The sequence below is a fragment of the Heliobacterium chlorum genome, from assembly GCF_014502795.1.
GTDB lineage: Bacteria > Bacillota > Desulfitobacteriia > Heliobacteriales > Heliobacteriaceae > Heliobacterium > Heliobacterium chlorum.
Window position 1 is genome coordinate 1 of the sequence record NZ_JACVHF010000004.1, and the last position, 12,556, is coordinate 12,556.

Genomic DNA, 12,556 nt, shown 5'->3' on the forward strand with positions numbered 1-12,556 from the left:
AGTTGTCGTGCCAACGGCAGCGCTGGGTAGCTATGTCGGGAGCGGATAAGCGCTGAAAGCATCTAAGCGCGAAACCGACCCAAAGATGAGACTTCCCACTACGCAAGTAGGTAAGACCCCAGGAAGATGACCTGGTCGATCGGCCCGAGATGTACACGCCGTGAGGTGTTCAGTCGACGGGTACGAATCGGTCGAGGACTTGACCTTAACTGCTTTACGATACTTCTGTTCAGTTTTGATGGAATGCGAAAGCCTACTGCAAAAATGCGGTAGGCTTTTTTGTCGCTGTTTTTTAGAAGTGTAAGGTCTAGCGGTTCTCTTCGAACGACAACAAACCAAGAATCGTAGACTTGTTATGTATGATAATCTCACCGTTTTTCCGGGACGCTATTTCGCCGATGGATAAGGCACCTTCCACCGGGTATTTTAGGTATGCTTGAATATTGCTTAACTCGGAGTCAAAGCGTTCCTCTAGGAACATGGCCCGGGAAATGCAGTCGAAAAGCAGAGGCCGATATTTGGCGGGCGCCCGTTTCGCACAATATTCCGCGATCTGTATGGAAGAAGCCAACAAGGTATTTGCGTTCCCCTTCAATACGTAGACTTGACTGCCTTTAGGAATATCGGCGATACAGACAATTTCATCATTGTCGTTTACACCGATGGGATCTCTTACGACGATTTCGAAATGGCCTTTTTCTTGGATGCCAAAAGGATGATCTTTAGCAAAACTAAAAAAGTCCTCTTTGCTGATTCTCAGATTCTCTTCTTGTTCGATGATGTCTTTATACACATCAAAGGCGTTTTGGTAGTCAATCTCCGCTAAGGTATTCCCGTTCGATTGTGTAATGGTAAAGGGTCCGTCCATTTTTCTCCAACCATGCTCAACGGCAAGTTCTGTAGATCCTTTGACGATACAAATATAGAGGACATCTTTATAGATCCCTTTGTGGTCATAGATGCACGGTCTATGCTGTAGGTCGTAATGTCCCGCCCCGCCACCGATATAGGTCACATTGCTTCCAACTTTATTGTAGACGGTATCGGTTAAATCTTTGAATTTGCTGGAGAGGCCATCGACGAGAACTAGTGCTGTCGTGTTTTCTAAGTCTTTTGGATCTAGATTAAAACGCATTAAGAAGGGAAGGACAATGGAGCAATAGAGTGGCTCATACTTCTGAACGATAAAGCCTTCTCTCTCCATCTTGTTTCCCGAGAGGAGCGCTGCGTAGACACCACCGAAAAATTGCATGTTTTTGCTGTTCATCAAATTGATTAATTCGGGCACATGGTGAGACGACTTATCTGCCGTCAGGATCATTAATTGTTCTGATGGTAAAATATCTAGTTGAGCGATATAATCTGCTAGCTCTCGAAAGGTTCTTTTGTACATCTTTTGCCCTCCTTTTCGAGGTTGATCGTATCATCTCAGATGGAAAAAGGCAATTGAAAAGCAAGACGACTTACGGTTCTAAAGGAGCAATCGGTCCGAGTCAAAAGTGAGACACCAAAGAGGGAAGGTCTAACTCTGTCGATAATAGAGGGAGCACTCCGGTTATAACGGTGATTCCCAAAAGTTATAATAAGATTGCAGGAAATAGATAAAATGCATAGAAATGATATTCGTGAAAAGGCAAACAAACGCAAGGAGGTTAGAGTGAAATAAACTCCTTCCCTCAAGGGTACAGGTTTTAGTGGATTGTGTAGATAAGGGCCTGCGATGGTTCAGTACTCAGTACATTGGTGTAAAGTAACGGAAGATACCATAGTGATCGAGCTTTTAGGTCAAACTATAAGTGTCACAAGTTAGTTGTACAAGCCGGTAGCGTTACTGGTTGTTCCAAACGACAGAATTTGACGATCAACAGGGGGTAGCTATGAAAAAGACAGTATTTCTCAACGCAGCTAAAGTTGACTTCGATAATAAGCTCGACTTTTCACCGATCTCAAATATCACCGACTTGACGAGATATGATGATAGCAACGACGAGGAAATCATTGAACGGGTAAAAGATCAGACGATTGTTATCACGAAGGAACTGCCAGTCGGAAGAGGTTTGATAGAGAAATTCCCACCCTCTGTAAAGTTTATCGCAGAGGCCGGGACTGGCTATAACAATATTGACATTGCGGCGGCGAAAGAAAAGGGCATCGCTGTATGCAATATTCCCGGCTATAGCACGGAGGCCGTGGCGCAGTTGGCTATCGCCTTTATTTTGAATTTGAGTTCCTCTTTGCATCGCCAACAAGTCATGATTAAGCAAGACGATTACAGCAATTTTACGAAACACCTGCAGGTACCCCACTTTGAGGTGCAAAATAAAACACTCGGTATCATTGGCAGCGGAAGCATTGGGCAGCAAGTGATGAAAGTGGCTCTAGCCCTTGGGATGAATGTCCTCGTGTACAATCGGACACCGAAAACATGGGAGGATCCCAAGGTTCGCACGGCCAGCCTGGAGGAATTGTTAAAAGAAAGTGATTATATCTCCCTCCATTGCCCTCTGACCGCCGATACTAGACACATCATCAATAAAGAGCGGTTAAACCTGATGAAGCCCTCTGCCTACATCATCAACACATCCCGCGGTCCCTTGATTAAAGAAACGGATCTGATTGAGGCGTTGCAAACTGGAAAAATTGCCGGTGCAGCTCTGGATGTGCAGGATCCAGAACCACCGGAGCTGAACAATCCCTTATTCACGATGGAGAACGTAATCCTCACACCCCATATCGGTTGGAAGTGTTTGGAGTCGAGGCAAAGACTGATTCAGCTATTGGCCGGAAATATTGAAGGTTTCATTCAAGGAAACGCGATCAACATCGTGAGTTAATACAAAAAACCCTTCACCACTTCCGATAGGAAATAAAGGTGAAGGGTTTTGTATTTATCGCCCTAGCTTAGCCTTGTTTGTTCTCCGTCGAATCATCACCGGTATTCGGTTCGACTCCAACAGCAACTTCCGCAACGGTTTCCGCATTTGCTTCGGCACTGGTGTTTTCACCTACTTGTTCGCCCGTAGATGCCTCCACAGACGGAGTTTCTTGGGCTGCTGTTTCTTGTTCCGTAGCGGTTACAGCGACAGTCTGTTTCTTTATTTGGGAGATGGCCACACTGATGCCGCCGATAATCAGCAGACCGGCAACCCCCAGGAGAGAGATGGTCGTGGTATTATACTGTTCGGCTACGATGTTGATTTGATTCACTTGACCCGGTTGAAGAAGCCAAGTCAGTTCTTTCCCGTTTTTAGCGATAGTCGTTGCATTATGCTTGGCCGCTGAGACCGGGAGATCGACCGTCAGAGTCAACTTCACCTGTTTCAAGGCCGCTTGGAGCAATGGATTGACTTTGTCATTGCCTGTGAAGCTAAGGTCGGATAGGTCAATCGCTGTATTCAGTGTGTATGTATTTTTCAAATAGGACGACTTCTGGGTGAAACCTTCACCGATTTTCCCGAGGAAAAGATCGCTAGAAGACTCCTTGGCAATACTTTTAACTTGTTTGGAGGCTTGAAAACCAACCATACCATCCTGTTCTAAACTGGTGACGGTAAAGCCTGATTGCTCTGCATTGGCTTTTAAGTCGTCCAGGGGATTATACCCACCGTCTCCACCCAGTAAAGAGGGTTTCACAAGAATGGAGTAGCCGAGGTCCCCGCTGCCGTCGGGATTCACCTTCACATGAATATCCGACTGGACGCAGCCAACCAGGAATACGGTACAAAGGACAATCAGTATAATTGCTTGTAAAACGCGATGTTTCGTCCCTCGCACACTCTCACCTCCTTTAATTATTTGTAATAAATTTATACGCGTACACATAAAGAAAAATGAGTTAAATATAAAGAAATATACTATTCGACAAAATTATAGTAAATCTGTAAGCATGTCCTCTTTTGTGATAGTATCCTTGCAGATATTTATAAATGGGTGCCTTTTTTCGAAATTTTGTGCGGGAGCGTAAAAAAAGATAAATGCATATGCAACAATATTTCCTGATTCTTGGAATATTTTTACTAGTTTCCGTATAAACGTGTTATGAGAAGGGAAGACAGGCGTCCTGATCATACCCTTTCGGGATCTCTCAAAATTAAATTGTTGGAGGTGATGCGTGGGCGATGAGTAATTATGGTGAAGAACCTCGCGATGAGCGTGAACCTGTACAGTCGGTGAATAAGAACCGGGCACTCCTGATTTTTGTGCTCGTTGTTTTGATCATGACGTCCAGTATTCTTACGCTCATGGAGAACAACACTCAGACGATCAAGTTCAATGAGTATGTCAGCCTGTACAATGAAACGGTAAAGGATATTACCGAACAGGCCATGACAGGACTTTCCTTGACCAAAGGGTATGCCGAGGGCTACTCGGAGGTATGGAGCAACGCCATAAAAACGGCGGAATTGGACATTGATTTCGAGAAGATCAAGGAGTCCACTGCGAAGGATAACGTCCTCGTGGAAATGGCCCATGCGAAAGACAGAATCGATGAAAAAATGAAGAAGTTGAAGAACCACCCCAAGGAATGCAAAGAAGCGTATGACACCTTACAGGCGTTATACGATAAATATTGCTCCATCTATGTACAGGCACAAACAGTGAATCAAGTGTCTTCTGATTTTTCGATGACGCTTGAGAACATTAAATCGTCTAAGCCTGCGGAAAAACACTGATTCCATCGTATCTGGATGGGATTCCCGATTTGGCGCGGTGCGATCACACGTGGCTTCAGAAAACAGAAGAGGGGATTCTCCATACACGATGGAGAATCCCCTCTTCTTATCTTTTATCCCCAAAGCGATCGTCATAATAGCTTAAGACCTAAAGGGCCATTAACGTTTTTTTAGGCACTGAAACATGTTGAAAGGCTCAGTCTAGCCGGGAAAAAAGGGACTCTTTTCGCCAGTGTGATAGATATGCAACCGGTGAAGTGCCCGGGTGCATGCGACATACATCAGTCGCCGATCAAAATCATTCCCATAAGTTTTTTTATCCGCCCCGTATAGCAGAACTACGTCAAACTCAAGTCCCTTCGCCGTATGAGCGGAAATGATCTGAATGCCCTTTTCCAAGGTTCCTTCGTGAGGACGGATCAGTCGAAGGGGGGCTTTGCGAGAAAGCCTGTGGTAGACTTGCTCTGCTTGCATCTGGCTTTTACAGATAATCGCCACTGAAGAAAAGCCTTGCTGGATAAAAGATGTCGCCTCCTGGAGAACGGCTTCGTCCATTTCGCCCATACTCGGAAAAGGAACTACGTGGGGTTCAGCTTCGTGACGTTGAAAGGCCAGGCTATCTTCGTCGGTCCCTAGCACATGCCTGGCAAATCGATTGATTTCGTAAGAGGAACGGTATCCCTTGCGGAGAAACAGCTTGATTGTTTTTGCCACTCCGAGGATCTGGATCACATCATCATAGATGGTTTCGTCAACCTGTCGCTCTAGGCTCTGGTGGTAATCGCCAAGGACCGTATACTTGACGTCTTTGAATAATATTTTGAACACTTCGTAGTGTATAGGGGTGTAATCTTGTGCTTCGTCAATGACCACTTGTTTGATGTCGGAAAAAAGATGAGATCCCTCGACACGAAGTTTTAGATACAGCAGGGGAGCACAATCTTCATAACGGACCTGCCCGTTTTTTAAGGCCTCTGCAGTCGCAGTGATGATCCTTTCGATGTCACGTGGGAGGTTCAGGCCTCGTGCCAGGGAAAAAAACAATTTTGGCTGTAAGAAAAGCTGTTGATAAAGCTTGTGGTAGTCAATGCGAGTGAACGCGCGCAGACGTTCTCGAAAGGCTTTCGCTTCTTTCATCGACAGCAGTCGGCTAAAAGGTTTTATCTCTAACTCATGGCCTTCGCTCGTTGCGACGATAGCTTCTAGTTTCTTCAGTCGCTCTTTTTGCACTGGGTGAATTTTATCCAGTATGGTCTTTTCCATGCGTGCCAGTCGAATGGCCATGGGCATGCCAATTTTGTCGTTTAAAAATCGGTTTTTCAACTGTTGTCGAGTTTCTACGACAACACCGTTATAATAAACGTCTTGGAACGGGATGAGGCGATGTTCATAGTACCGAATTAATCGTTCGAGGAGAGTCACAAAAGCTTGAGAGCCTTTAAACTGATAGGCATCGGTTCGTTCGTTACGTTCTGACTCCGTTTGGCTTTGGATTATAGCTTCCAGATGAGAAGACCGGGTTTCTAACTGAACAGAACCGGCAAAGAAGTCGCCGGCTATATCGTCAAAGGTGGTTTGTACCACGTTTTCTTCCCCGAGATCAGGCAGGACCTGTGAGATATACTTGTTGAATAGGGCGTTCGGGGAGAGGATGAGGATGTTATGGGAAGCGAGATTGGATTTCAACCCGTCATAGAGTAAAAAAGCGATGCGGTGCAATGCCACAGAGGTCTTCCCACTGCCAGCCACACCTTGTACGATCAACAGGTCGTTCTCCCGGTCCCGGATAATGGTATCCTGTTCTTTTTGAATCGTCTCGACGATGTTCTTCATTTTCGCCGAAGCATTCTGACTCAATATATCTTGTAGAAATTCGTCGTTGATGAGGATATTGCAGTCGAAGAAATAAACAAGTTCGGACCGTTGAATCTTATACTGCCGTTTTCGTTGGACATCACCGGCGACCAAACCCAAGGGGGCCTGATAGGCGGCTAGTCCCAGTTCATAACGATAAAAGATGCTGGAGATAGGAGCACGCCAGTCGTAAACAAGGACCTGTTGGGTCGCAGAATCGATCACTGTGTGTAGTCCCACATAAATGGGCTCGACGAGGTCGTATCCGTCTTCTTTGAAATCGAAGCGGCCGAAGTAGGGTTTGTCGATAATTTTCTTGTATTTCTTCACCTGCTGCAATGTGTTGTAGTAGGAACCAGTCTGATGATTCACCTCGAAAAGATATTGATTCATCTCGGTCAGTCGGGTGAAGTCTCTTCCGGAATGGCCTGTATTCTCCCACATGTCCCGCCTGGATTCGATGACTTTTCGCTTTTTATCGGATAGCTTCTCTTGTTCTGTCAGCAACTCTTTTTGAATGACCGACAGTGTGCTTTTCAGATATTCCCGTTCTTCGAGAAGTTCCTGTGGATAGCGATCCATGAGAGTACCTCCATTCACAAAAAAAATCGCTTGACTTGACGCGGGAAACGTGTTACAATTATTTTGGGTAATACTAATGAGGCGGAAAACAACGGTAGCTTTTTTATTATACGCTTGTTTTCAGCCTGAGTAAAGACTCACCTTTCTTCGTATAGAAAATAAAAATAGGTTTTGGGTTGAAGTTAAATCTCGTTCGCAATAGAAGAATCTAAGTGTAATAACGTAATACGTGAGAAAAAGGGGTCGGCCTACATGAGATTAGGTCGGCTCTTTTTTAATTTTTACGGTTACCGCTATACAAAGCCCTAGTCATGTGTATCTTCTCGACTGTTCGGTTTCACGAAGAGGATTAACGGAGTCCCTTTTCTCGCATATTAAGGCTGTTCTCAGAAAGGCTTCCGATAGAGATGATAGAAGAATGTAGATAAACGTAAAAAGAAGGATAAAGATGACAGGTTCGACGCAGCAATTTTGGACCCTTCCCTTCCTCACACTACTCGCAGCGACTACAGCCTTTACGGCTACCTATTATTTACTGCTTCCGGTCCTTCCCGTATACATGGATGAGTTGGGGGCGAACAAGCTCGACATCGGTCTCATCATGGGCCTCTTTTTCTTTGGCTCCCTTTTTTTACGTGTGCTCGCAGGGATTTTGGGGGATCGGTACGGCCGTAAAGGGTTGCTCTGGTCTTGTGTGGCCCTTTCAGCGGCGACACCTCTCTTTTTTATCAAACCCTCCTTAGCTTACGTCGCCCTCATGCAACTGGTTTTTGGCTACACGATCGGTGTGTTCACGGTCTCTTCCATCTCGTTGTTGACGGAAAACGTAGATGGAGCCTTTTTAGGCAGGGCGGTTGGGATTCACAGCATCGCCTTGATCCTGGGGAAGGGACTCATGCCGTCGCTGGGACTTTACCTGCATCGGGAGTTCGGGCTCTGGACAGTGGTTGGCCTTTCGGCGAGCTTCACTGTGTTGACGGCCCTCTTGCTTCCGCTGACGAGAGAAGAAAGGCAAGTACAAACGGAAGGGGAAAAGGAGACGCCTTTTCGGGACATCTTAAAAAACCCCTATGTGATCTACCCTGGGCTCATTCTTTTCGTGATCACCTTTACCAACGGGACGATTATAACGATGTTGCCTCTGTTTGCCAAGGAAGTGCACATCTCAGGGTTTGAGTGGTTTTTTACGGTCAATGCGGGAGCGATCATCTTATCCAGATTGTTGATGCCCAAAATAATCTTTACAGACGAAGTGGGCATCGTCAAAATCGCCTTGGCATTTATTATCGTCTCTGTCTCAGCGCTAGGTTTTTCAAAGAGCTTGCCCTATTTGTTGACGCAGGCTTTTTTGTACGGCCTCGGCTTTGGCTTGATGTATCCGGCGCTCACGGTCATCGTGCTCCGGCAGACGCCGCCTTCGTCGAAAGGCAGCGCACTCGGTTTGTTTACGAGTTTTTTTGATATCGGTGTGACGGCAGGTTCCTTCTGGGCGGGGTTGAGTGAATTTTGGGGGTTCCAGAGGGTCTATCTGAGCGCCGCCATTCTGCCAATCGTCGGGTTTCTTCTCCTATCGCTAAAGACTACAAAAAAGTCCAATAGTTCGTGAAATGATTGTCTTGTGAATAATTGCCATACATTACCAAAGGCGCTTGGGAAATGACCGATATGTTCGAACTCAAATCAAAAGGCATTTAAGTAATAGTTGAGTTGCTATGTTGAGTTGCATTAATGTAGAAAGAGCAAAGTAATGAACCTCCGGTGAGGCTGTCGGATAATCGGCAGCCTTACCTTTTTATTTTTCTAGGTGATTTTCCTCTTTGCGCCAGCTTTCAAACAAGGATATAATCTACAATGCAATATACAAATCGCACGGTAAGGTAAGGAGTGAGACTGATGCCTGTTTACCGTTTTCCCCTTACGCATATCGATGCGGCAGAAACCCGCCGTTATGCAGGGCTGGCCAGGGCTGGCGAGGCTTTTCCAGAAGAGATGATTACCAGTGCCTGCAGGGAGGGGCTTCTCTACGCGGAAGGCAGAGCGGCCTGGCACAGTTACTCTTATGATCGGAATACAGCAACGATTCTAGCGAATCCTACCCTCTCGCTTGCAGGGCAGGATATTCAAAAGCATCTGCATGAAGCGGAAGAGGTCGTCATCCTAGCAGCGACCATCGGTCCGGCCATCGAGCAGGCCACCGAGAAGTGTTTTGCCGACGGACACTATACCAAAGGACTTTTGTTGGATGCGGTCGGAACGACGGCAGTGGAAATGGTAGCCGATAAAGCCAACCGGATGATTGAAGAAGAGGCAGCACGCCGGGGATACCGGGCCACATGGCGGTACAGCCCCGGGTACGGTGATTGGGACGTAAGTGTGCAAAAAGCCCTATTACCCCTAGCCGGCCCTTCCGGTCTGGCCATCTCCGTTACAGAAGGGTTTATGCTTCAGCCGCAAAAATCGATTACGGCCGTTATTGGACTGATCCCCCGCCACGGTAACCTGGAAGCAACCGGTGATACCGAATCAAACGAGGGTAAGCTCAAATGGGCTAACAGGGAATCAGTATCGCCAGTATCTTCAATATCTTCAATATCTACGGATAAAGAAAAAGATGTGAACGATATAAAGGGTGACAAGCTCGTCTGCCGCAAAGGCTGTGCCGCTTGTCCCAAAATCGACTGTATCGCACGCAAGCTCTAATCTTGCAGGATAGAGTTCTAACGACGCAGGTGTTTATGACAAGACTATTGCGCTGGGAGTAAAATCGCGCCAGAAGTAAAATTTGGGCGTATAACGTAGCAGTGGAAGTCATTTTGCCCTGATTAACGAAAAGATACTGCACCATAAAGTGCAAAGTTTCTGTGACTTAACGACAGAAAGGAATTATGGCGATGATTAAAATTTTCGATGGTGCCATGGGGACCATGTTACAAGCGGCTGGGCTGAAACCAGGAGCTTGTCCGGAGCAGTTTAACCTGGAAAATCCGGCGGCGGTGACGGCCATTCACCGTCAGTACGTGGAAAAAGGCGCCGATATCATTGAAACGAACACCTTTGGTGCCAACCGGATCAAGCTATCCCACTATGGTTTACGGGACAAGGTTCGGGAGATATGCCACGCTGCCGTGGGAGCCGCTCGGGCGGCTTGTACCAGCGACACGAAGGTGGCCGGATCTGTCGGGTCTACAGGGAAACTGATCGCACCGCTCGGGGAGCTGTCGTTTGACGAAGCTGTCGATGTCTTTAAAGAGCAGATCGGAGCCATGGCTGAAGCCGGCGTGGACTACATCATCATCGAAACGATCATCGATATCCAGGAGATGCGGGCAGCACTGCTGGCGGCTAAGGCGGTCACAGACAAACCTGTCATCTGCCAACTCGCCTTTGGTTCCGACGGACGCACCGTCACCGGGACCGATCCCCAAACGGCAGCGATCCTGCTGGAAGCAATGGGGGCCGATATCATTGGTGCCAACTGTTCCTTAGGGCCAGCCCAACTGCTTCCCGTCGTACAAGCTATGGCGGAGGCGACCGACCGGCCCATCAGCATTCAGGCCAATGCAGGTATGCCCGAACTGATTCACGGAAAGACTGTTTTTCCCATGCAGGCGGACGAGTTTGCTTCCTGGGCACCAAAGCTGGCCGAAGCGGGCGCAAGCATCATCGGCGGTTGCTGTGGGACAACCCCAGAACATATCGCTGCGGTAGCAAAGGCGTTACAGGGCTATACCCCAAAATCACGACCCGTCTCAGAGCGGGCCAAGGCGACGGCCCTTACCAGCCGCAGCCGCACCGTCTTCGTAGGACCTGCCTTCCCACCGGTGCTCATCGGGGAGCGGATCAACCCGACAGGACGGAAAGTACTGGCTGCCGAGATCAAATCGGGCAGCTGGCAGATGGTGAAAAAAGACGCCCTCGAACAAGTCCAGTCGGGTGCAGGGATCCTCGATGTAAACATGGGCGTCCCGGGTATCGATCAAGCCCAAGCGATGGCGGAAGCCGTTACGGAATTATCCATGCTCATCGATGTACCCTTAGCCATCGACACGACCGACCCGGCCGCCTTGGAGGCGGGATTAAAAGCCTATCCGGGCCGGGCTCTGGTCAACTCAGTCAGTGCCGAACCGGATCGGATCAAAGAATTCTTGCCCTTAGCGAAAAAGTATGGCGCCGCCATCCTCTGTCTGCCGATCGGTACCGATGGTGTACCCCAAACCGCGCAGGAGCGGGTCGAAGTGGCCCGTAAAGTCGTTGAAGCGGCTCTGGAAGCAGGCTTCAGGCGCAAAGATCTGCTCTTAGATCCGCTGGTGCTTACCGTGGCGGCTGACGCCGAGGCGGCGAAGGAGACCTTGAATACGCTGCGGCTGTACCGCAAGGAGTTCGGCTTCCCCACAGTCATGGGGCTGAGCAACGTATCTTTTGGACTGCCCTGCCGTCCGCTGGTCAATGCCGCCTTCTGCACATTGGCCTTAGATGCGGGCTTAGATGCGCCGATCCTCAATCCCTTTGACGCCACCTTACGCGATGCCATGAATGCCGCATTGGTCCTTCTGGGCCATGATAAGCAAGGGCAGAGCTTCAGTCTGAAATACAGCGGCGCTACCGTCACCGGTGCCGCTTTAGGAACGGGTCAAGGTGCGTCCGGTGCCCTCGGAGCGGGCGCAGGGACGGCGGCGAAGGCTGGTTCAACAGCGGTCGCTGCGGAAGAAGGGGACGTGCTCTCGAAAATCCGCCGGGCGGTCATTCGCGGCGAAAAAGAGACGATCATCACACTGGTGAAAGAGGCCGTAAAACAAGCGATCCCGGCCATTGAGATTACCGAACAGGGATTGACAGCGGCCATGACCGAAATCGGTGAAGCCTATGGTGCAGGCCGAGTGTTTCTGCCCCAGGTCATGCTTGCCGCTGAAACGATGCGAGCGGCATTCCAGACATTGAAAACAGAACTACCCACCCAGGCTGTGACCAGCAAAGGGCGGGTGTTGATGGCCACCGTCAAAGGCGACATTCACGACCTCGGGAAAAATATCGTCGCCGCCCTGCTCGAGAACAACGGTTTCACGGTCATCGATCTCGGCAAAGATGTACCCGCCGAGACCATCGTAGCTCAGGCGGAAGCCCAACAGGCAGACATCGTCGGCCTTTGTGCCTTGATGACGACGACCTTGCCGGAGATCGACAAGACGATTGCTGCCTTGAAAAAGGCGGGTGTCCCTAGTCTTACGATGGCTGGCGGTGCCGTGGTCAACAGCGAGTATGCGACCCAGGCTGGAGCCGACGGGTATGCGCCCGATGCGGTCTCGGCCGTCAAGCTTGCCGAAAAGTTGATGAAGTTAAAAGCATAAGCGAGAGAAGGCCCCTGTTCTACTGTCTTCAAAGGAAAGATGAACGGGGCCTTTCTCATTACCGGCAAATTATTTGTTCCAAATGCAAACAAGTGCTAGCCG

Annotated in this window: 8 protein-coding genes and 1 rRNA gene; 6 read left to right on the forward strand and 3 right to left on the reverse strand. The window is 48.6% G+C overall.

The genetic code is table 11. The features are described 5' to 3' along the window. Window positions 1-207: ribosomal RNA gene (locus tag H1S01_RS06015) — 23S ribosomal RNA — on the forward strand; the annotation flags it as partial. A gap of 100 nt (window positions 208-307) precedes the next feature. Here the strand turns inward: H1S01_RS06015 and H1S01_RS06020 are convergent. Further along, complete coding sequence (locus tag H1S01_RS06020; protein WP_188039203.1) at window positions 308-1,393, reverse strand: FIST signal transduction protein; 1,086 nt, start codon at window positions 1,391-1,393, stop codon at window positions 308-310. A 484-nt stretch (window positions 1,394-1,877) separates the two neighbouring features. On the opposite strand from H1S01_RS06020, the gene H1S01_RS06025 reads away from it, so the two are divergent. After that, window positions 1,878-2,834: an NAD(P)-dependent oxidoreductase gene (locus H1S01_RS06025; RefSeq protein WP_188039204.1), complete on the forward strand. Its 957-nt coding sequence runs from the start codon at window positions 1,878-1,880 to the stop codon at window positions 2,832-2,834. Window positions 2,835-2,901: 67 nt separating this feature from the next. Here H1S01_RS06025 and H1S01_RS06030 read toward each other — a convergent pair whose 3' ends face one another. Then, window positions 2,902-3,774 (reverse strand): DUF3153 domain-containing protein, encoded by an 873-nt coding sequence (locus tag H1S01_RS06030; RefSeq protein ID WP_188039205.1) that lies wholly within the window; start codon window positions 3,772-3,774, stop codon window positions 2,902-2,904. A gap of 344 nt (window positions 3,775-4,118) precedes the next feature. Between H1S01_RS06030 and H1S01_RS06035 the strand changes: the two genes are divergently transcribed. Further along, a complete protein-coding gene (locus H1S01_RS06035) occupies window positions 4,119-4,673 on the forward strand; it encodes a hypothetical protein (RefSeq protein WP_188039206.1) in 555 nt (184 codons plus the stop codon). Between the two features lie 201 nt (window positions 4,674-4,874). Here H1S01_RS06035 and H1S01_RS06040 read toward each other — a convergent pair whose 3' ends face one another. Next, entirely contained in the window at window positions 4,875-7,109 is a 2,235-nt protein-coding gene (locus H1S01_RS06040) for a HelD family protein (protein ID WP_188039207.1), read from the reverse strand. A 448-nt stretch (window positions 7,110-7,557) separates the two neighbouring features. On the opposite strand from H1S01_RS06040, the gene H1S01_RS06045 reads away from it, so the two are divergent. The 3 genes from H1S01_RS06045 to H1S01_RS06055 all read left to right on the forward strand — a co-directional run bounded on the left by H1S01_RS06045 (window position 7,558) and on the right by H1S01_RS06055 (window position 12,454). Beyond that, complete coding sequence (locus H1S01_RS06045; protein WP_188039208.1) at window positions 7,558-8,715, forward strand: MFS transporter; 1,158 nt, start codon at window positions 7,558-7,560, stop codon at window positions 8,713-8,715. Between the two features lie 287 nt (window positions 8,716-9,002). Then, window positions 9,003-9,809 (forward strand): methionine synthase, encoded by an 807-nt coding sequence (locus H1S01_RS06050; protein ID WP_188039209.1) that lies wholly within the window; start codon window positions 9,003-9,005, stop codon window positions 9,807-9,809. A 191-nt stretch (window positions 9,810-10,000) separates the two neighbouring features. After that, complete coding sequence (locus tag H1S01_RS06055) at window positions 10,001-12,454, forward strand: homocysteine S-methyltransferase family protein (protein WP_188039210.1); 2,454 nt, start codon at window positions 10,001-10,003, stop codon at window positions 12,452-12,454. Window positions 12,455-12,556 lie beyond the last annotated feature (102 nt).